Origin of the sequence: Phytohabitans houttuyneae (genome assembly GCF_011764425.1) — a bacterium.
In the GTDB taxonomy this organism is placed as follows: Bacteria; Actinomycetota; Actinomycetes; order Mycobacteriales; family Micromonosporaceae; genus Phytohabitans; species Phytohabitans houttuyneae.
On sequence record NZ_BLPF01000004.1, the window covers coordinates 366,572 to 386,200 of the forward strand.

Here is a 19,629-nt window from a genome sequence, read left to right on the forward strand (position 1 = left end):
CAACCACCGAAGCGTGTCAACAAACCCCAGGAGGGTCGTGATCGACCAGCTCCGTGCTTCGTCGCTCTTGGTAACCGATCCGAGGTCGACAATGGTAGTGGCCGGTGTGAGCCCCTTATTGCGGCGGCCGAGGAAGGTGTTGGTGCAGCGGGTGGTAACGGTCTAGTCATCTTGGACAATCTCCGCCTGCGTCCGCCATCGCTCGTCCGTCTGGATTCTGGGTCCTGACCGCTAGTTGATGACCCACCCGAGGATCGGTATCGGCCCGGTTTGCCAAATTCGGCAAACGATCACGTTGGGTGCTCTGGCGAAGTGGAAACCGTTCTGTTCCAAGACTTGGCTCTGACCGCCAACGGTCGTAGCCAGCCCTCCGGCCAACCCTAGCCGCCGAAAACTTTTCGGTGACCGCCGCGGGCAGACTGATCTTCGTAACAGCCTTTCAGTACGGCGGGTTGATCTAGAGCGTTGACATGGGCGTAACGCGCTGGCACGATTTCCGAAAAGGTTTTCGGGGCGCTGTTCCGACGGTACCGGGCGCTGTCGGAGCGACGAAGCGCGCTCCCTGACCGTCCCGGTATCACTGCGTGGAAGGGACCTTCAGTGGCCCAGTTCGACGAGGTCAGGTTCAACCGACGCCAGCTCCTCCAGGCATCCGCTCTCGGTGCCGGCGCCACCGCCGGCTCTAGCATGTTCGGGGTGACGCCCGTCGAGGCAGCGCCCCGCATCGGCATCGCCGCGGCCGATCCCGGGCCCGGCGGCACCGCGCCGGTGCGGCCGTTCGCGCTGGGTGATGTGCGGCTGGGCAGCGGTCTGCTGCAGGAAAAGCGCGACCGCATGAAGAGCTTCCTGCGCCTGTACGACGAGCGGCGCTTTCTGGTCTTGTTCAACAACCAGGCCGGCCGGCCCAACCCGGCGGGCGTCGGGGTCCCGGGCGGCTGGGAGGACGGCGGGCTCCTGAGCGGCCACTGGGCGGGGCATTACATGACGGCGCTCGCGCAGGCGTACGCGGATCAGGGCGAGGCGGTCTACAAGCAGAAGCTCGACTGGATGGTCACCGAACTCGCCGCGTGCCAGGCCGCGATCACCGCGCGGATGGACGGCGGTGGGCCGGGCGGTGAAGAGCCGCCGGAGCCGGAGATCGACCGGGTGCCGGGGCGGTACAACAGCGCGCTGCGGCTCAACGGGCCGAGCCAGGCGCAGTACGTGACGCTGCCCCAGGAGGCGATCAACCAGCTGACCGACTTCACGATCGCGGCCTGGGTCAACCTCGCCTCCACGCAGAGCTGGACCCGGCTGTTCGACTTCGGGCAGAACACGACGGTCAACATGTTTCTGACCCCGCGGGCCGGCGTGACCGGCAGCGTGCCGCGGTTTGCCATCACGGTCGGGGGCTCGGGCCAGGAGCAGCGGATCAACGGCACCGCCGCGTTGCCGACCAACCAGTGGGTGCACATCGCGGTGACGCTGGCCGGTGGCACCGGCACGATGTACGTCAACGGGCAGGTGGCGGGCACCAACACCGCCATGACGCTCAACCCGTCCAGCCTGGGCAACCCGGGCAACCGGTGGATCGGGCGCTCGCAGTACGGCGACCCGTTCCTGGACGCGACTATCGACGAGTTTCACATCTTCGACCGGGCGCTGACCCAGCAGGAGCTGCTGTCGCTTCAGGACTCCGCGGCCGGCAGCACGGGCGGTGGCAGCATCGCGTGGTACCGGTTCGACGAAGAGGGCGGCACCACCCTCCTGGATGCCTCGCCCAACGGACGCGATGGTGGCATCGTGGTCGCGCAGCAGGGTGGGGCGAGCGACTGGGTCCCCACCCACCCGGGCTACCTCGGCGCGATCCCGGAAGACGCGGTGCTGCGCCTCGGCCCGCCGCGCTGGGCGGTCTACGGCGGCAACGCGGACACCAACACGTGGGCGCCGTGGTACACGCAGCACAAGATCATGCGTGGCCTGCTCGACGCGTACTACCACACCGGCAACACGCAGGCCCGCGACGTTGTCGTCAAGATGGCGGACTGGGCGCATCTCGCACTGACCATCGGGGACAAAAACCATCCCGAGTACACGGGTCCGCTCACCCGCGACAACCTGAACTACATGTGGGATCTCTACATCGCCGGCGAGTTCGGCGGTGCGAACGAGGTGTTTCCCGAGATCTACGCGCTCACCGGCGAGGCGAAGCACCTGGAGACCGCCAAGGCGTTCGACAACCGGGAGTCGCTCTTCGGCGCCACCGTCGAAAACCGGGACATCCTCGTGGTCACCCCGCAGAACAGGCCCGGCCGGCGCCGCCCGGAGCGGTTGCACGCCAACACGCACGTGCCGCAGTTCATCGGGTACCTGCGGATCTTCGAGCACACCGGTGACGAGGAGTACTTCACCGCGGCGAAGAACTTCTACGGCATGGTGGTGCCGCACCGGATGTTCGCCAGCGGCGGCACCGGCGGCAACTACCCGGGCTCGAACAACAACGTCGAGCTGTTCCAAAACCGCGGCAACATCGCCAACGCGATCGCGCAGGGCGGAGCGGAGACGTGCACGACGTACAACCTCATCAAGCTGGCCCGCAACCTTTTCCTGCACGAGCACGACCCGGCGTACATGGACTACTACGAGCGGGGCCTGCTCAACATGATCACCGGGTCGCGGGCGGACACGGCGAGCACGGGCGACCCGCAGCTCACGTACTTTCAGCCGCTGACGCCGGGATCCAGCCGCAGCTACGGCAACACCGGTACCTGCTGCGGCGGCACGGGCCTGGAGACCCACACCAAGTACCAGGAGGCGATCTACCTCAGGTCCGCGGACGGCTCCACCCTCTGGGTCAACCTGTACGCGCCCTCGACGCTGACCTGGGCGGAGAAGGGGTTCACGGTCACCCAGGAGACGGCGTACCCGCGCGAGGACCGGACGAAGCTGACCGTCGACGGCGAGGGGCCGCTCGACATCAAGCTGCGGGTGCCCGGCTGGGTGGAAAAGGGCTTCTTCGTCACCGTCAACGGGGTCGCGGCGAACGTGGCGGCCACGCCGGGCAGCTACGTCACGCTGAGCCGCACCTGGACGGCGGGAGACACGATCGAGGTCCGCATGCCGTTCAGCATCCGGATCGAGCGGGCGCTGGACCGTCCGGACACCCAGTCGATCTTCTGGGGCCCGTGCTCCTGCAGATCGTGGGCAACCCCGGCGGTGGCAGCTTCCGCGAGCTGACCCTCTACCGCCACCTGAAGCGGGACGGCGACTACTCGCGTGCGGCGATCACGCTGAACGGCACGACGCAGGCGGGCGATCCGAGCTTCACCGCGCAGGGGTACACCGTGCGGCCGTACTACATCAGCGACACCCAGCCCGTCTCCTCGTACTTCCGCCGGGTCGAGCCGACGATCGTGTTCGGCTCCATCGACACCGGCGTGCCGAACCGGAAGCGCAACGACGGCCTGCCCGCGTACGACGTACCGGTGACAGGCATCCCGTCCCCCGGCAGCGACGGCCCCACCTTCCTCGACCTGGTGTGGGACAAGGCGCCCTTCGCCAACCACGGCGCGTTCGTCGCGGCCGTTACCGGCACCGCCGAGGCGTTCGTCGCGGCGGGCGTCTTCAGCGCGGCCGAGAAGGACGTCGTCGTCGCACGGGCGGCCGGCGCGGCACAGGAGCTCGCGCCGCCGGTCACCTGGGCGGTCGACATCCAGGCCCGCGCGCAGTGTGTCGGCACCAGCGCCTACGTGTCGGTCAACGTGCGCAACACCGACGAGGTACCGCTCACCGTCGAACTCGTCACGCCCTACGGTTCGCGGACGGTGAGCGGCGTCGCGCCGGGCAAGGCCGCCTACCAGTCATTCAACGCGCGCCGGGCGACGGTGCCGGCCGGTACGGTCACCGTGAAGGTCACCGGCACCGTCGACGGCACCGCTGTCACGGCGCAGTACGACGCACCGTACGAAGCGGGCGGTTGCGCCACTGCCTGAGCACCGCGGTGGCGGCGCCCTTCCGGGCGCCGCCACCGTCGATCGGATCGGGATCTGTATACCTTTGGATGAAGCGATCAACCCTTCCCGCCCTCGCTAATCGACCCCGGTCCCTCTTCGCCGGACGGCGGGGAGACAACGGGGAGGTCTACAGTGGATTTGCGTGCCGGCGTGCGCCGGCTTCTCGCCGCTTTCACGGTCGCCGTCGCGGCGTCGGGGCTCACCGTGATGGTCGCCGCGCCGGCCAGCGCCGGTTCCGGCCCGCTCAGCATCAGGTCGATCGCCTTCGCCGAGCGCCATGTCGACACCACCGCTGACGCCGTCGTGGTGGCGTTGGACTTCACCATCAAAAACACCAACGCCGCCGCGGAGCACCTCGCCGGCGAGGTGAGCGTGCGGCTGGCCGGGACCGCGCCCGGCACGTTCGTCGGGCAGACCCACGAGATCCTTTTCCAGTACGGCCAGACGGGCTACGACCACGCGGACTGGATCTCCGGCACGCCGCAGCTTTCGAGCTACCGGTACTCGTTCGTGGTGCCGCGGTACGCCAACGCCCGGCACGCGCGCTGGGTGGTCACCGCGGTCACCGCGCAGGACGAGCTCGGTGGCACGCTCTCCGTCGACCGCGCCGGCCTGCAGCGGTTCAGCCGGTCGTGGGTGGCGGCCACGTCGTTGGTCGACACCACACCGCCGAGCCTGGGCGGCGTCGACCGGGACGTGTGGATCGGCAACCGGCGGCCGTACGTGTACACCGCCGGTGGCAACGCCGAGGTGCGGTACCGCGTCGACCTTTCCGACTACCAGACGGGCTTCTGGCACGGCAGCCTCACCATCACCGGTCCCGGCGGCGCGACCATCACCACGGACTTCGCCTCGCAGGTCAACAACCTGTCCCGGTCCTGCGGATACTCCTACCCGTACGACGCCTACGAAGGGCCGTGCGGCGCGCTGGTCGTACCGCCGGCGAACACCGCCGCGGGTACCTGGCGGGTCACCTCGGTCGTCCTGGTCGACAATGCCGGCAACACCGCCACCTTCGGCGACCCGGGCACGGAGCCGGTCGTGTTCACCGCCAACCAGGTCGTCAGCGCCAGCGACTTCACGGTCACTCCCAACCCGGTCAACAACTGGCACGAGAGCGTCGAGACGCGGGTCGGCATGGCGGTACACGGCGCGCAGCAGGGCGTCAGCGAGATCATCCTGGACCTCAGCAACGTCGGCGGCCACTGTGCACAGGTCTCGACGACGCCGACCGCGCACCCGGACGGCACGTATTCCGTCCCCGTTCGGGCGTACCAGGGCGCCGCCCGGTGCGTCGCGCAGGGCCTGGCCGTCGTCGACGGTGCGGGTAACGCGGCGGCGTACGGCACGCAGTACTTCGGTCCAGACCCGGGCGTGACGATCCTGCGGCTGCCCAACACCACGCCGCCGGTCGTGACGGCCGCGTCGGTCTCCCCGGCGACGGTCACCCAGGCCGCGGCGAGCGAGACGACGATCACGCTGTCCGTGCAGGTCACCACCCCGATCGCGCCGGTCACCAGCTACGACCTGTACGTGTACGACGCGGCCGGCGAAGAGGTGGTGCGGCAGGGCGGCGGCACCGGCGCCTACAACGGTGTGGTGGAGGTGCACTTCCGCTTCTACGACGGGGCGGAGCCCGGCGAGTACACGGTCGGCTTCGCGATCTCTGACGCGAGCCGCCTGACCTCGCGCTGGGGCATGCCCGGCTTCCCACCGGTACCCGGTGGCCCGGTGACCATCACCGTCACCGCCTGACGAACGAGAACGGGCCGGCGGCGCGAACGTGTCGCGCCGCCGGCTGCTGCGACGAAGGTCAGGCGGCGATGGAGGGCAGGATCAGTTCGAGGTTCGCCCAGACGCGGGTGGAGTTGTGTGAGGAGAAGGCGGCGCCACCGTAGTACGTGCGGTTGCGGCCCTGCAGCGCGTTGAGGCGGCGGTAGAAGCCGCGTGCGATGGCCGCCGGTGAGACGTGCAGCTCAAACGGGATGTGACCCTCGAAGACCACGAGGTCCTCGTACCTGAGGGGTACGTGCCGGCCTTCGCGATCCGTTCGAGGTCGGCGCGGATGTTGCGGCGCACCTGTGTCGTGGGCAGCGGTGTCGGGCTGCCGTACTTCACGTTGTAGAGGCCGGGGATGCCGGTCGGGCCGATCCCGTAGAGGCCGGGCAGCGGCGGCAGGTTGTACGGCGTTTCCGCGGCCACGTTTTCCAGGCCGATGCCGTCTGGCAGGCCCGAGACGCGCGCGACGCCCGTGTAGTAGGCGCCGCTGACGAACTGGCTGAACAGCGACCGCTCGACCGAGTCCAGGTCGAAGCCGGCGAAGCTGCGCAGCAGCGGTGGGATGGCCACCACGAGCTTCCCGGCGCGGATCAGCCGCGGGCCGTCCGGCGTCGCGACGAGCACGCGCACCTCACGCGCCGAGCGGTCGACCCGGATCACCTGCGACTCCAGCAACACGTCGTCGCCGAGGTGGGCGGTCGCGCGCTCGTACAGCAGGCTGTTGTCGTGCGCGGCGCTGGTGAGGAAGCCGCCGCCGAGGATGTTGCCGGCGACGCCCTGCCCGAAGAGGTTGATCGCGTAGAGCGCGGGCAGGTCGAGGAGGTCGCCGATGCCCTGCCCGTAGTTGAAGATCAGCGGCACCACCGAGCCGAAGTCGTACTTCTCCACGAAGTCGGCGAAGGGCGCGACCAGGTCGTGCGGCACCGGGTCCGGCAGGTTGTAGACCGTGTCCAGCGGGCCGAACTCGCTGATCTTCTGGTAGTACGCGGGCAGCGCGACGGGTGGCGGCGGCGTGTAGTCGACCGGCCGTCCGGTGCGGAAGTCGATGTACCGGTTGTCGGCGCCGAAGCCGCCGGCGGGGGTGAGGCCGAGCCCGAAGCGTTCGAAGTGCCGGTGCACCACCGGATCGTCTTCGAACACGATGACGCCGATGTCGACGGTGCCGCCGGTGGCCGGGTCGTGGTAGGTCTCGGTGTGGCCGCCGAGGCGGTCCTTCGCCTCCACCAGCACCACACTCTTGCCGAAGTCTCCGAGGCGGGTGGCGGCGTACGTGCCGGCGGAGCCACCGCCGATCACGCAGACGTCCCGGTGGATCACGTGCGATTCAGCGAAGGCGGCGGCCGTACCACGGGCCGTGGCCTGGGCGGCGGCGGACGAGCTCAGCGGCGCGGCGACGGACCCGGCGGCCGTCGCGCCCATGATGCCGAGCATCCGCTTTCGGGTGAGTCCCAAGGCGATCTCCTTCTCCATGACGGACGTGAGAACGCCTCACTGTATGGGAATTTCTCGATTGAAGCGGGTCACTGCGGGAGCAACGTTGCCCGCTCGGGCGCCAGATTCGTGTCCTCGCAGAACCGGGCCAGGATCTCGGCCGGATCGCCCGCGTCGCGCCGCAGGAACGTGAAGCGCCGCGCCGGGCGGCCGGCCGGGCCGAGCAGGGCGACCACCTCACCGGAGCGCAGCTCGACGATCGCCACCGGCCGGCGCTCGCCGTCGACCTCGTCGGGCCGGCGGTTGAGCAGGCCGGTCAGCTGGTGGATGTCCAGGTCGACGCGCGCCACCGCCCGCGTGCCCGCGAAGTCGGGCCAGCGCGCGGCGTCAAGCTTCAGATCCGGGTGGAAGTCGACGCCGTAGAGGACCGCGTTGAGATGGCCACGGGCCGAGTCGGCATCCATGCCCGAACCCTTCCAGGCCGGCTCGCCGTTCGCTAGGCGCACGATCAACGGCGGCGCCGTTTCCCCAACCTGAGGTCCAGCCAGATTCTAGATCGACATCTTCCTATATCTACAGGCTCGGGCATATGCTTTCGAAAATCTGTCGATAGGCAGCGCCGAAGCTATGGCCAGGGGGACTTGATGCCACGGCGATCTGGGGTATTGCGCTGGTCCGCGGGCATTGTGGCGGTGGCGTTCGCGGTGTCGGGACAGTCTGGTCCCGCCGCGGGCGCTGCTGGAAGCACGCCCAAGGCGGGCGATTTCGTCGTGTACGGGTTCAGCCAGTCGGACGTGCACGACGAGGACCCGCAGGTCTACGAGCTCGACCCGGACACGACGATCCGCGCGATCGGGAAGTGGTCCACAGCGGGGGACGAGGCCGCCGACTACAACTTCGCGCAGATCGGGCGCTACCACGCCAAAGGCATCAACTTCATGGGCAGCGGCACGGCGAGCGTGATTTTCCCGAAGGACTTCGCCACCACGGAGATCTTCGACGACATGTCGACGCGGGATGCGGACGGCAATCCGGTACCCCACGATGAGTTTGGTTTTCCGGAGCCGGCGCGGCGGGGAAACATCTTCAATCCCGCCTACCGTGAGTATCTGCTTTCCTGGGCCCGGATCCAGGTTGACGGGGGCGTCGACGGCGTCAACTTCGACGAGATCAACGCCGGCTTCAGCGGCGGGCTGAAATACGGGTTCAACGGCAACGAAGGCTTCGACGACTACGCGATAGCGGACTTCAACCGGTACCTGCTCGCGAAGTATCCGGCCTTCACCACCGCGGACTGGAAGTCGCGCTTCGGGATGACCGACGACAACGTCCTGCGCCGCGACGTGCCGGCCGGTGACCTGGCGGCAAACTTCAACTACCGCGAATACCTGCGCGCCGGCGGCTGGAACCTCGACCCGCTGAACGCGGCGAACCCGCTGGCCCCGAGTGGGGACGGGTGGTCGCCAACCGCATGTACGCCGAGGACACGTCGTTCACCGCGACGTACATCCGGCGGTACTGGAAGCGGATGGTCGACGACCTGCGGGCGTACGCGTGGCACACCCAGCAGCGCCGCATCCTCATCTCGTCGAACGGGCTGTGGCCCTATGTGGACTTCAACAGCGTCGGCATGTACCCGTGGAACCCGGACGAGCAGACGCCCGATTTCCGCGGCGCCGACTACGTCCCGGTGGTCGACGGCCACCTCAACGGTGCCAAGTCGTTGCAGTCGCAGTACCGCTACCTGAAGGACCAGAGCGGGCGGATCGCCGGCAACGTGCCGGTCGTCGTGTTCATCGACTGGCCGAACGACATGATGACCAACTACCTCAACCTGCCGCTGCGGGAGAAGAAGGACTACTGGCAGATCTTCGGCGCCGAGGCGTACGCGAACGGCATCTTCCCCGCCTTCCACCTGAAGGACACGGTCGGCAGCCCGACCGCGACGGACCTGGGGATGATGGACTTCTTCACGACGTACACCCGCTTCTACAAGGAGCACCGCGCGGTCTTCAAGGACAACGCGGTCGGCACCGAGGCCGTGCGGGTCGGCGCCGACGGAGTCTCGGCCAGCGTCCTCGTGCAGCGTGGCACCGGCAGGCGCTCGATCCACCTGGTCAACCACAACTACGCCCAGGGGATCGTGCCGCAGTCCGGGTTCACAGTGGAGGCCGACCTGGGCTCCTGCCCGCGCCGCCTCACGATGCTTTCCCCGGACCGCACGCGCGCCACGTCGCCGGCCTTCTCCTGCCGCCAGGGCAAGCTCAAGCTGACCGTCGACCGCCTTGACTACTACAACGTGATCCTCGTCTGAGGCAGGTCGCCGGCCGCGGCGCGGCGAGGCGGCCACCACAGCGACTTGCCGTACGGCTTCTCGCGCCCCACTGCCGCATCGGTCTCCGACCTTCGGGTCCTCCACCTTGATGATCTCGCCGCTCGCCGGGATGTACTCCCCGCCGAGAATCCGTGTTAGACAGGGGCATGGCATCCTTACCTGCCCAGGCAGGCGGTGGTCTGCAGGCGCGTGCGCGGTCCGTCGAGATCGTCGAGGTCGGCGCCGAGGCGACCAGCTTCGTGCACCCCAAGCGGGTACCGCAGATGGCCGACGCCGACGACGCGATGGCCGGCGTGCCGCGCGTGGACGGGGTCAGCTACATCGGGCTCGTGGCGAACGAACGCGGGCTCGACAGGGCCTTGGCATCGGGCGTCGACGAGGTCAATGTTGTGGTTGTGGCCATTGAGACCCTAACCGGCGTGGAGCTCGGCGCGTCCGCATTGGACAGTGGCGCGGGTGGGATCGGCGGCTGCCCGCTCGCGCCGGCAGCCACCGGAAACATAGCCACCGAGGACCTGGCGTACCAGCTGCGCCGCTCCGGCATCCACTTCGGACTCGACTTGGACGGGGTGCTCGCCGCCGCCGCGCTCATCGGCGCCGAGCTGGGCATCCGGCTGCCGGCGCTGCTGGGCCGGGCCGGCGACTTTCCGGAGCGTCAGTTTTGAAAGCAGCGATCATGACTGCGGTCGGCGCCCCACTTGTCGTCGACGACGTCGAGCTGGAAGCTCCACGCGCCGGCGAGGTCGCCGTCGACGTCCACCACTGCGGAGTGTGCCATTCCGACGTGCACTACATGGACGGCGCGCTCCGTACCGGCCTGCCGGTGATCCTCGGGCACGAGGCGGCGGGCGTGGTGGCCGAGGCGGGGCCGGACGTCGCCGACCTCAAGCCCGGTGACAAGGTCGTGCTCACGATGGCGCCCTCCTGCGGGCGTTGCTACTGGTGCGTCCGCGACGAGCACACGCTCTGCCAGCGCTTCGCCGGCATGGTCGCCGGCGCGTACCCGGACGGCTCCACCCGCCTGTCCTGGAAGGGCGAGCAGGTGCGGCGCGGGCTTGTGCTGTCCGCGTTCGCCGAGCGGACCGTGGTGCCGGTCGAGGCCGCGGTGCGGATCCCCGATGATGTGCCGACCGACATCGCCGCCGTCGTGGGCTGCGCGGTGCAGACCGGCGTGGGTGCGGTGCTCAACACCACTCGCGTACCGGTCGGTGCCTCGGTCGTCGTGAGTGGACTCGGCGCGGTGGGCCTGTCGATCGTCCAGGCCGCGGCGATTGCCGGTGCCACCGTGATCGTCGCCGCCGACCTGAACGCCGAGCGCCGCGCCTCCGCCCTGCGGCTGGGTGCTTCACACGCGGTCGACCCCGCCGCCGAGCGGCTCGACCGCGTCGCGCGTGAGCTGACCGAGGGGCGCGGCGCAGACTTCGGCTTCGACGCCGTCGGCCGCGGCGAGGTGGTCGAGACCCTGCTCAAGTCCACGCGGAACGGTGGTACCACCGTGATGGTCGGCATGCCGTCCACTGAGGACACCGTCCGCGTGCGCGCGCTCGTGCACGCGTTCTACGAGAAGAAGCTCGTGGGCTGCCTGCTCGGCTCGGCCAACGCGCACCGCGACCTGCCGCGCATCCTCGACCTGTGGCGGGCCGGCCGGCTCGACCTGGCCGGCATGGTCACCGCGCGCCGCCCGCTCGACGAGATCAACGAAGCCGTCGCCGACCTGCGGCGCGGTGCCGGAGTCCGTACCGTCCTGGAGATGGCTCGATGAGATACGACGCCGCGTTCGTCAACGGCTCGTGGGTCGCGGTCACCGGGCCTGCCGCCGACCTCGTGGATCCCGCCACCGAGGAGCCCTTCGCGACCCTGCGCCTGGCCGGCAGGTCCGAAGTGGACGCATCGGTGGCGGCGGCGCGGGCCGCCTTTCCCGCCTGGCAGGCGGCCGACCGGACCGGCGTGCTGCGGCGGGTGCGAGACGGGATCGCCGCGCGGAGGGCCGAGTTTGCCGCGCACATCACGCAGGACATGGGCTGCCCACCGAAGATCGCCGACGCGGTACAGGTGGGCGCGCCGCTCGCGGTGCTCGACGGCTTTCTGTCCAACGTAGACCGCGCCGAAGAGAAGCTCGGCCACTCGCTTGTCGTCCGCGAGCCGGTGGGTGTGGTCGCCGCGATCACCCCGTGGAACTACCCGCTGCACCAGGTCGTCGCGAAGCTCGCACCGGCCCTGCTCGCCGGCTGCACGGTGGTGCTCAAGCCGAGCGAGCTGGCGCCCTCCGCCGCGCTGCTGCTGGCCGAGGTCTTCGCCGAAGCCGGACTGCCGCCGGGCGTGTGCAACATCGTCGTCGGCACCGGCCCGGAGGTCGGCGCGGCGCTGGCCGCGCACCCGGGCGTGGACATGGTCTCGTTCACCGGCTCCACCGCCGCCGGCCGCCTGGTGGGGCGCGCGGCCGCGGAGACGGTCAAGCGGGTCGCGCTGGAGCTGGGCGGCAAGTCGGCGAGCGTGCTCCTGCCCGACGCCGACCTGTCCAAGGCGGTCAAGGCCACTGTCAACAACGCGTTCCTCAACTCCGGCCAGACCTGCACGGCCTGGACCCGCCTGCTGGTGCGCCGCGACCAGCACGACGAGGTGGCCGCGCTGGCGGGCCGGTTCGCCGAGGCGATGGCTGGCCGGCTCGGCCCGGTCGCGTCGAGGGCGCAGTGGGACCGCGTGCAGGGATACCTGACGTCCGCGAAGGCCAGCCTGGTCACCGGCGGTCCCGGCCGACTGGACGGCCACGACAGGGGGTACTTCTGCCACCCGACCGTCTACGCCGACGTACCCCGCGACGCCCCGATCGCGCAGGAGGAGATCTTCGGCCCGGTGTTGTCGATCATCCCGTACACCGACGAGGACGACGCGCTCGCGATCGCCAACGGCACCCCGTACGGCCTGGCCGGCGCGGTGTGGTCGGCAGACCGTGAGGCCGCGGTGGCCTTCGCCCGCCGCATGCGCACGGGCCAGGTAGACATCAACGGCGCCCGCTTCAACCCGATCGCACCGTTCGGCGGCTACGCCCAGTCCGGCATCGGCCGCGAGCTCGGCCCGTACGGCCTAGACGAGTACTACGAGCTCAAGTCCATCCAGCTCGACGAGCAACCGTAGATCTCACGCCCCTTGGAATGGATTGTCGCGCTGCCTGCCCGCGGTCTAGACGGCCGCGGCCTGGGTGGGGACGCGGGAGCGTGCGTCGGGGCGCCAGGTGCGGCCGTTGGCGTACACGATCCGGAAGCCGAGGTAGGACGCGAGCGGCGCCCACGCCGTCGAGCCCATCCGCCGCTCCACCGCGTCGGCGCGGTCGCCGTTGGCGAGGATCTGCAGGGCCACGGTCTCGAACGCCGCCGACTCCACCCAGTCGATGTCGCGCGTGTAGCCGCAGATCAGCGCGGCTCCGGTCGCGTCGAGGAAGTCGTGCAGGCGGGCGTCCGAGGCCCGCAGGATCGAGCAGCTGCCGAAGTAGAGCCGCTTGCCTTCGCAGCGGGCCGCCATCATGTCGGCGACCTCGTCCAGCTCGACCGTGTCCCGGTCGGTCAGGCACAGCTTGCTCGGCTCGCCGTGCATCGCGAAGAAGCCGACCTTGAAGTCGGCGTACTGCCGGAGCAGCCATCGGTCGAGGAAGTAGGCCAGCTCCTCGCGCGTGGCGACGTCCTTGTGGATGAAGCGGATCGCCTGGAGGCGCTGGAGCAGCTCCAGGGTGGGCAGGACGGAACTCTGATCGTTCAGGTCGCGGTGCCACTGCCCCTCGACACAGAAGACCCCACCTTTTGCCACGCTGACCTCCCCCTCGTCGACGGCCCTGTGGAAGCTAACCGGCCCACAATCGGGACGGAACAGCCGATCATCCGTCCCCTTCTGCCAGACACGATGAGCGGATGACGGTGTACCGGCGGCCCCCCGCCCGCGTGATGCTGGAGATGGCGCCGCGGCTGGCCAGCTGGGACCGCGTGGGCGCACCGGGCCAGCTCGCGCTCGCCAAGTTTCTGGACTACGCAGATGGCGTGGCAGCGCCGCTGTTGGTTGGCGACGGCCCGTTCGCGCTGGAGTTGTCGGTGGCCGCCGACGGATGGGCAGCGCCGGACCGCGGCGGGCGAGACCTGGACAACTACCTGTTTCCGCTGGTCAACCGCCTGGGCCCGCAGCGGTTCGCGGCGGTGTTCGGCCGTAAGACCCAAGGCGGCTCCTGGCTGGCCGCCGGACCGGCGCTTTGCGCGCCGACGCCGGTGCCGTCGCTGTTCGCGGTCTCCACCACGACATCGACCCCATACTCGGCCCCGATGTGAGGATCGGGCTCTGGTGGGGTCCGGTCGCTTCGGTTGAGCCGCAAGGACGATGGGGGTGACTGACCGTGCTCGCGCCCGAAGAGTACGACGATGTCCTGGTCGTGGTCGCGCACCCGTTCGGCGATGTGGAGGTGCCGCTGACCGAGTGGCTGCGCGTCGGGCCGGGCCCGCGGCCGCTGGTGCGGATCACGCGGGCCCGGCGCCGCAGTGGGGAACCGGTGGCGTTGAGTGAGATACCGGCCCGGGATCAGCGGGGCACGTAGCGAGGGTCGGGCGTGAGCACGACCGTCGCCCCCGGAGTCGCGGCGGCCTGGATGGTGCGGAGCTGGAGCAGGGCCGGGTGGTCCTGCAGCAGCCGCGCGGCGTTCGCGAGCGTACGCAGCGACGCCGCCTCGGCCCGTGCGACCTCGACCTCGGCCTTGCCGCGCTCGCGCGCGAGCAGCGTCTCCGTCGCCGCGCGGCGCAGCTCGCCGGGCAGCATCAGGTCCTTGACCGTGACCGAGGCCAGCTCGACGCCGATGCCGTCCAGGTGCGCGGCGGTCGCCTCCGCGAGGCCCGTGGAAAGGCGGCCGCGGTCGGCCAGTACGTCGTCGAAGGCCACGGCGGCGACCGCGTCCCGGATGGCGAGCTGGGCGGCGGTGTAAAGGTCGTACTCCGCGCCGGTGGACGCGGTGAGGAACGCCCGCGGGTCGGTGACGCGCCACAGTACGAGGACGGAAACCTTGAGCGTGATGCCGTCGGCGGTCAGCAGTTCCTGACCCTGGACGACCGTGCTGCGCTGTCGCATGTCGACGGTGAGCAGGCGGGAACGGTGCCGGCTGTACCGGTGCCTACCGGGCTCCAGCACCTTCTCGAAGCGCCCGTCGGTGAACTGCACCCGGCGCTCCCAATCCATGACCGTGACCTTTGCCATTTCTCACCTCCGATAACGGAACGTCGGCCGAAAGTCCACATTGGCGTGAGCGAACCCCGCGCCACCCAACGATCGTGCGGCGGGGGCGTCTGCGACCGTGGTCGCAAGCCCGCATGGCCACACCACCGCCGCCCTTGCGGGCAGGGTCGCGCGGGGTCGCCCGGTTAAGGACTCGAACCTCGGCCTCTCGGCTTCACCATGGTTGAAGACCCCAACGCGCGGAACGCGGTCGGCGATGCCGGCGCGCCGCTGGACTGTCTCCAACAAGAACGGTACGGATCACTCCCGCCAGACGCATTCGCTTTTCACGGTCGCGAAGTCGCCTGGCGGGAAAGACCTACGCGCGCGGGGTGGAGCTTTTGAAACCGCGCAGCCGCAGGCTGTTGGTGACCACGAAGACCGACGACAGTGCCATCGCACCGCCAGCGATCATCGGGTTGAGCAGGCCCGCCGCGGCGAGCGGGAGGGCGGCGATGTTGTAGGCGAAGGCCCAGAAGAGGTTGCCCTTGATCGTGCGCAAGGTGCGCCGCGACAGGCGGATGGCGTCGACAGCGGCGTTGAGGTCGCCGCGCACGAGCGTGAGGTCCGCGGCCTCGATCGCCACGTCGGTGCCGGTGCCCATCGCCAGCCCGAGGTCGGCCTGTGCGAGCGCGGCCGCGTCGTTGACGCCGTCGCCCACCATCGCGACGACCTTGCCCTCGTCCTGCAGGCGCTTGACCACGTCGACCTTGCCGGCCGGCAGAACGCCGGCGACCACCTCGTCGATGCTGACCTCGGCCGCGACCGCCTTCGCGACCGTCACGTTGTCGCCGGTGAGCAGCACGGGGGTGAGGCCGAGCCGGCGCAGCGCGGCCACCGCCTCGCGGCTGGTGGGCTTCACCGCGTCAGCGACGGCCACGACGCCACGCGCGCGGCCGTCCCACGACACCAGCACCGCCGTCCGCCCGGCGGCCTCCGCCGTCTCCATCGCCGCCGCGAGATCATCTGGTACCGGCTGCCCCGCCTCCGGACGACCGACGGCGATGCCGCGCCCCTCCACCGTGCCCCGCACCCCGACGCCCTGCGTGCTGAGAAACGTCTCGACCGAGGGGAGCGCGCCGCGCTCGGCGGCGGCCCTGGTGATCGCGCGGGCGATCGGGTGCTCGGATCCGGCCTCGACCGCGCCGGCCAGACGCAATACCTCGTCGCGGTCCTCGCCCGCGCCCGCCACCACGTCGACGAGCGTCATCTGTCCGGTGGTCACCGTGCCGGTCTTGTCGAGCACCACCGTGTCCACGGTGCGGGTTGACTCGAGCATCTCGGGACCCTTGATCAGGATGCCGAGCTGCGCGCCCCGGCCGGTGCCGACCAGCAGGGCGGTGGGCGTGGCAAGGCCCAGCGCGCACGGGCAGGCGATGATCAGCACGGCCACCGCGGCGGTGAACGCGGCCGTCGTCCCGTTGCCGGTGCCCAGCCAGTAGCCGAGCGTGCCGACGGCGATCGCGATCACGACGGGCACGAAGACTCCGGAGATCCGGTCGGCCAGCCGCTGCACCTGCGCCTTGCCGGTCTGTGCCCGCTCGACGAGCGCGGCCATCTGGGCGAGCTGGGTGTCGGAGCCGACCCGCGTCGCGCGTACCAGGAGGCGGCCGCCCGCGTTGACCGTCGCACCCACGACCTGGTCGCCGGCACCCACCTCGACCGGCACTGACTCACCGGTCAGCATGCTGGCGTCGACGGCGGAGGAGCCCTCCTCCACGACGCCGTCGGTGGCGATCTTCTCGCCCGGGCGTACGACGAACCTGTCGCCGACCGCAAGCTGAGCCACCGGGATGCGCACCTCGGCGCCGTCGCGCAGCACGCCGACGTCCTTGGCGCCCAGCTCCAGCAAGGCCCGCAGCGCGGCGCCGGCGCGGCGCTTGGCGCGCGTCTCGAAGTAGCGGCCGGCCAGGATGAACACCGTCACACCGGCAGCGGCCTCAAGGTAGATGCTGCCGGAGCCGTCACCCCGCTCGATCGCGAACCGGAAGGGGTGGGTCATGCCCGGCTCACCGGCCGTGCCGAAGAACAGCGCCCACACCGACCATCCGAACGCTGCCAGCGTGCCGATCGACACAAGCGTGTCCATCGTCGCGGCGCCGTGGCGCAGGTTGGTCCAGGCGGCGCGGTGGAAGGGCAGCCCGCCATACACGACGACGGGCGCGGCGAGCGTCAGCGAGAGCCACTGCCAGTACTCGAACTGCCACGCCGGCACCATCGCCAGCGCGATCACCGGGATCGTGAGCACGAGCGAGACCAGCAGCCGGGTGCGGAGCGGGTCGGACTCGCGGGGTGCCTCCCGCGGGTCGGGCGCCGGGACAGCCGCGGTGTACCCGGTCTTTTCGACCGTGGCGATCAGGTCGGCCACGCCCACGGCCGGGTCGGAAACGGTCACCGCGGCCTTTTCCGTCGCGTAGTTGACCGTCGCGCTCACACCGTCCATCCGGTTGAGCTTCTTTTCGATGCGAGAGGCGCAGGACGCGCAGGTCATGCCGCCTATCTCCAGCTCGATGAGGTTCATCACGCGCCCTCCTCCCTCAGTCATGGGTGTGCCCGTCGTCGTCGTGGCCCGGTGCCGCGGGTGCCGGGGGCAGCTCCGCATCGCCCGCGACCGCGGTGAAGGCCGCCGTCCGTACCTTCCCAGCATGCTGGAAGTCCAGGAAAAGCCGGTACGCCCCGGCGGACGGCACCTCCGCGTAGAACGTGATGTCCGGTCCCGGCGCCGTCTTCCCGTCACCGGGCTCGCCGTCCGGGTGCACGTGCAGGTAGGCGAGGTCACCGTCGCGCAGGGCCACCAGGTGCCCGTAGGCCGCCAGGTAGGGCTGCAGATCGGTGACCGGCCGCCCGCCCTTGCTGACGCCGAGCGTCAGCTTCGACGCGGTCCCGGGCACGAGGTCGCCGGCGAGCGTGACCGTGTACCCGTCGACGGTCGCCTTGCGCTCCGGGGCCGGCAGCGGCGCGGGCCGGTAGTCGCCGCGCGCCGGCACGTCCACGCCGAGCGTGAGCGCCTCTTCGCGGGCGGCCGGCTGGAAGTCAGTAAAGATCCGGTACTGCCCGGGTGCGTCGGCCGCGAGCGGGACCGACCACGTGCCGTCCGCCGCCATCGTGGGGTGGACGTGCTGGAAGCCGGTCAGGTCCCGGCGCACCGCGATGAGGTGCAGGTCCTTGTCGTGGGTCGGCGTGTACGCGGTCACCGGCGAGCCGTCCGGCCCGACGATGCGGAAGCGGTAAGGCGCAGCCTTGCCCACCGGGAGACCGCCGCTGACCGGCGCGAGCCGGTAGCCGTCCTGTGCGACCTGCAGGCCGCCCGGCACCTGCGCAACGGCGCTCTCATGCCCGCTGCCCTCGCTGTCCCCGTGTCCACCTCCGTCGTGTGCGGCCACCGGGGCACCGGCTCCGGGCCGCCCACCACCTTGCCGGCGCCCAGCGCGGTGGCGAAGATCGCCGCCAGCCCGAGGGCGTAGCCGGTCATCCTGGTTGGCGTGTTCATGCCGCCAGCATACCCATACCCCCAGGGGGTATCAAGCCCGCTGCCGGCGGAGCGGTGTGGGTCACCCCGGCCCGGGTCAGCTGCCTCGCACGCCCAGCATGCCGGCCCGCGCGACGCCGCTGGGCAGCTCCGGGCCGAGGCTTGTCCGCGCCCAGTCGATCTGGTCGGGCCAGCGGGGCCGCATGAGGTGGTTGAGCCGCGCGCCGTCCGGATGCCGGCGCACGAGCTGGGTGAGATACGCGGCGCACCGGCGCCGCACGTACGCCTCGATCATCGCCGCTCGTCGCTGTGTGACGCGCAGGCCGATCCTGATCTGCTCCTCCAGCCGGGCGACCTCCGCGTCGGCCTGACGGGAGGTGGCTTCGCGCAGTGCCGCTTCGAGGTCGAGCACCTCGAGCTGGAAGGCGATCCACTCTCGTTCGATGCGGCCCACGCCGAGCTGGCCGAGAAACATCATGCGGGGCGTGCTCAACTCGGCTTCGGGCGTGCCCGGCCGAGCGCCTTCGGGCACCGAGGGGATGCCCTTGCGGCCGTCGCGTCTTCCGCACCACCAGTCGGAGAGCCGCGCGAAAAGTCCGTACCTGATCGAGGGTGTGGATCGCTTGTCTCTCATGCCGACCCTTCTTTTAGAGGGGAGAAGGCCGAGTGTGCTGAGGCGGCGCGCCGTTGCCATGACGTGAATGCGTAGTTCTCCCGTCACACGGCGTGCCGGATGATGTCGCTCAGCTCGTTTGTCGCGCGGAAGGCGGCCACCCGGCCACCCTTGATGACCATCAGGTCCTCGACCGCGCACGCCGGGGGTGCGTGGTCGAGCGCCGCGGCCAGCCCCGGGTTGCGTCCGGCCCACTCCGCCAGCGCCTCGGCCAGTGCGGCCTCCATCGCCTCGGCGGGCATCGGCTCCGCGGCAAACCTGGCCAGCAAGCGTTCCCGGTACGGCCAGAAGGACCACACCTTGGTCTCGTCGACGAGCTGGGCGACCGCGTCCGTGCGGCGGTAGCAGAGCGCGAGCTGGATCGAGTCGAGCCGGCCGTCGCGGATCAGCGCGTCGATCAGGGGATGCCGCGCGTGGGCGCCGGCGACCTCGTAAAACGTGCTGCGGCTGCCCTGCGGCCCGGCCGCCTCGACGATCCGCCGCCAGGTGAGCTTGGCCTCCGGCTGCGTGGAGAGGAGGCGGGCGACGGAGCGGAAGTAAATGATCTTCGTACGCCAGTGGCTGCGCTTCGCCGACCGGGTGGTGGAGAGGCGGCGGTGCCACTCACCGACGACGGTGTGGAAGAGATCTGGGTTCGATATCGCCAGGGTCATCAGGCCTGCCCTCTGTCGCTGCTGCACAGGTTGGCCTGAGCCTTTCCGGACAGTCC

General features: G+C 70.2%; 18 protein-coding genes. 10 read left to right on the forward strand and 8 right to left on the reverse strand.

Annotated elements, in window-relative coordinates:
• Positions 1-696: 696 nt before the first annotated feature.
• The 3 genes from Phou_RS44260 (at position 697) to Phou_RS44265 (ending at position 5,747) form a co-directional block, all read left to right on the forward strand.
• The gene (locus Phou_RS44260; protein ID WP_246274580.1) at positions 697-3,216 is read left to right on the forward strand and encodes a beta-L-arabinofuranosidase domain-containing protein; all 2,520 of its coding nucleotides are present in this window, start codon (positions 697-699) and stop codon (positions 3,214-3,216) included.
• Positions 3,165-3,971: a hypothetical protein gene (locus Phou_RS54040; RefSeq protein WP_246274582.1), complete on the forward strand. Its 807-nt coding sequence runs from the start codon at positions 3,165-3,167 to the stop codon at positions 3,969-3,971. The genes Phou_RS44260 and Phou_RS54040 overlap by 52 nt, the downstream gene beginning before the upstream one ends.
• 153 nt (positions 3,972-4,124) lie before the next feature.
• Positions 4,125-5,747, forward strand: coding sequence for a hypothetical protein (locus Phou_RS44265; RefSeq protein ID WP_173069887.1), 1,623 nt, complete (start codon positions 4,125-4,127; stop codon positions 5,745-5,747).
• An 81-nt stretch (positions 5,748-5,828) separates the two neighbouring features.
• On the opposite strand, the gene Phou_RS44270 is transcribed toward Phou_RS44265, so the two are convergent.
• Both Phou_RS44270 and Phou_RS44275 read right to left on the reverse strand, forming a co-directional pair.
• Complete coding sequence (locus tag Phou_RS44270; RefSeq protein WP_173069889.1) at positions 5,829-7,223, reverse strand: FAD-dependent oxidoreductase; 1,395 nt, start codon at positions 7,221-7,223, stop codon at positions 5,829-5,831.
• Between the two features lie 68 nt (positions 7,224-7,291).
• On the reverse strand, positions 7,292-7,666 hold the full coding sequence (locus tag Phou_RS44275) for a hypothetical protein (protein ID WP_173069891.1): 375 nt from the start codon (positions 7,664-7,666) through the stop codon (positions 7,292-7,294).
• A gap of 228 nt (positions 7,667-7,894) precedes the next feature.
• Here Phou_RS44275 and Phou_RS44280 point away from each other — a divergent pair, with 228 nt between their 5' ends.
• From Phou_RS44280 to Phou_RS44300, 5 genes are all read left to right on the forward strand, one after another.
• Positions 7,895-8,950, forward strand: coding sequence for a hypothetical protein (locus tag Phou_RS44280; RefSeq protein WP_173069893.1), 1,056 nt, complete (start codon positions 7,895-7,897; stop codon positions 8,948-8,950).
• Positions 8,926-9,516 carry a hypothetical protein gene (locus Phou_RS44285; RefSeq protein ID WP_218579590.1) on the forward strand — a complete coding sequence of 197 codons (591 nt, stop codon included), beginning with the start codon at positions 8,926-8,928 and terminating at the stop codon, positions 9,514-9,516. Before Phou_RS44280 ends, Phou_RS44285 begins: the two co-directional genes overlap by 25 nt.
• Positions 9,517-9,683: 167 nt before the next feature.
• A complete protein-coding gene (locus Phou_RS44290; RefSeq protein ID WP_178135017.1) occupies positions 9,684-10,202 on the forward strand; it encodes a beta/alpha barrel domain-containing protein in 519 nt (172 codons plus the stop codon).
• Between the two features lie 11 nt (positions 10,203-10,213).
• The gene (locus Phou_RS44295; protein ID WP_173069897.1) at positions 10,214-11,299 is read left to right on the forward strand and encodes a Zn-dependent alcohol dehydrogenase; all 1,086 of its coding nucleotides are present in this window, start codon (positions 10,214-10,216) and stop codon (positions 11,297-11,299) included.
• Complete coding sequence (locus Phou_RS44300; RefSeq protein ID WP_173069900.1) at positions 11,296-12,672, forward strand: aldehyde dehydrogenase family protein; 1,377 nt, start codon at positions 11,296-11,298, stop codon at positions 12,670-12,672. Before Phou_RS44295 ends, Phou_RS44300 begins: the two co-directional genes overlap by 4 nt.
• Before the next feature lie 45 nt (positions 12,673-12,717).
• Here the strand turns inward: Phou_RS44300 and Phou_RS44305 are convergent, their stop codons facing one another.
• Positions 12,718-13,338 carry a DUF6642 family protein gene (locus Phou_RS44305; protein ID WP_173069902.1) on the reverse strand — a complete coding sequence of 207 codons (621 nt, stop codon included), beginning with the start codon at positions 13,336-13,338 and terminating at the stop codon, positions 12,718-12,720.
• Between the two features lie 101 nt (positions 13,339-13,439).
• On the opposite strand from Phou_RS44305, the gene Phou_RS44310 reads away from it, so the two are divergent.
• Together Phou_RS44310 and Phou_RS44315 are read left to right on the forward strand one after the other, a co-directional pair.
• Positions 13,440-13,847 (forward strand): hypothetical protein, encoded by a 408-nt coding sequence (locus Phou_RS44310; protein WP_173069904.1) that lies wholly within the window; start codon positions 13,440-13,442, stop codon positions 13,845-13,847.
• A 65-nt stretch (positions 13,848-13,912) separates the two neighbouring features.
• Positions 13,913-14,110 carry a hypothetical protein gene (locus Phou_RS44315; RefSeq protein ID WP_173069906.1) on the forward strand — a complete coding sequence of 66 codons (198 nt, stop codon included), beginning with the start codon at positions 13,913-13,915 and terminating at the stop codon, positions 14,108-14,110.
• Here the strand turns inward: Phou_RS44315 and Phou_RS44320 are convergent.
• From Phou_RS44320 to Phou_RS44340, 5 genes are all read right to left on the reverse strand, one after another.
• Complete coding sequence (locus Phou_RS44320; protein ID WP_173069908.1) at positions 14,095-14,742, reverse strand: slipin family protein; 648 nt, start codon at positions 14,740-14,742, stop codon at positions 14,095-14,097. The genes Phou_RS44315 and Phou_RS44320 overlap by 16 nt on opposite strands.
• A 355-nt stretch (positions 14,743-15,097) precedes the next feature.
• Positions 15,098-17,299, reverse strand: coding sequence for a heavy metal translocating P-type ATPase (locus Phou_RS44325; RefSeq protein ID WP_246274584.1), 2,202 nt, complete (start codon positions 17,297-17,299; stop codon positions 15,098-15,100).
• A gap of 16 nt (positions 17,300-17,315) precedes the next feature.
• Complete coding sequence (locus tag Phou_RS44330; RefSeq protein WP_246274586.1) at positions 17,316-18,161, reverse strand: DUF8832 domain-containing protein; 846 nt, start codon at positions 18,159-18,161, stop codon at positions 17,316-17,318.
• Positions 18,162-18,344: 183 nt separating this feature from the next.
• The gene (locus Phou_RS44335; RefSeq protein WP_173069912.1) at positions 18,345-18,881 is read right to left on the reverse strand and encodes a hypothetical protein; all 537 of its coding nucleotides are present in this window, start codon (positions 18,879-18,881) and stop codon (positions 18,345-18,347) included.
• 83 nt (positions 18,882-18,964) lie between these two features.
• Positions 18,965-19,573 (reverse strand): hypothetical protein, encoded by a 609-nt coding sequence (locus tag Phou_RS44340; RefSeq protein ID WP_246274588.1) that lies wholly within the window; start codon positions 19,571-19,573, stop codon positions 18,965-18,967.
• Between the last annotated feature and the right edge of the window lie 56 nt (positions 19,574-19,629).

Excerpts from the sequence above, each read along its gene's own strand:
- Phou_RS44275 (WP_173069891.1), bottom strand. The coding sequence starts at position 7,666 with ATGGATGCCGACTCGGCCCGTGGCCATCTCAACGCGGTCCTCTACGGC.
- Phou_RS44290 (WP_178135017.1), top strand. The coding sequence starts at position 9,684 with ATGGCATCCTTACCTGCCCAGGCAGGCGGTGGTCTGCAGGCGCGTGCG.
- Phou_RS44295 (WP_173069897.1), top strand. The coding sequence starts at position 10,214 with ATGACTGCGGTCGGCGCCCCACTTGTCGTCGACGACGTCGAGCTGGAA.
- Phou_RS44300 (WP_173069900.1), top strand. The coding sequence starts at position 11,296 with ATGAGATACGACGCCGCGTTCGTCAACGGCTCGTGGGTCGCGGTCACC.
- Phou_RS44310 (WP_173069904.1), top strand. The coding sequence starts at position 13,440 with ATGACGGTGTACCGGCGGCCCCCCGCCCGCGTGATGCTGGAGATGGCG.
- Phou_RS44320 (WP_173069908.1), bottom strand. The coding sequence starts at position 14,742 with ATGGATTGGGAGCGCCGGGTGCAGTTCACCGACGGGCGCTTCGAGAAG.
- Phou_RS44325 (WP_246274584.1), bottom strand. The coding sequence starts at position 17,299 with ATGAACCTCATCGAGCTGGAGATAGGCGGCATGACCTGCGCGTCCTGC.
- Phou_RS44335 (WP_173069912.1), bottom strand. The coding sequence starts at position 18,881 with ATGAGAGACAAGCGATCCACACCCTCGATCAGGTACGGACTTTTCGCG.
- Phou_RS44340 (WP_246274588.1), bottom strand. The coding sequence starts at position 19,573 with ATGACCCTGGCGATATCGAACCCAGATCTCTTCCACACCGTCGTCGGT.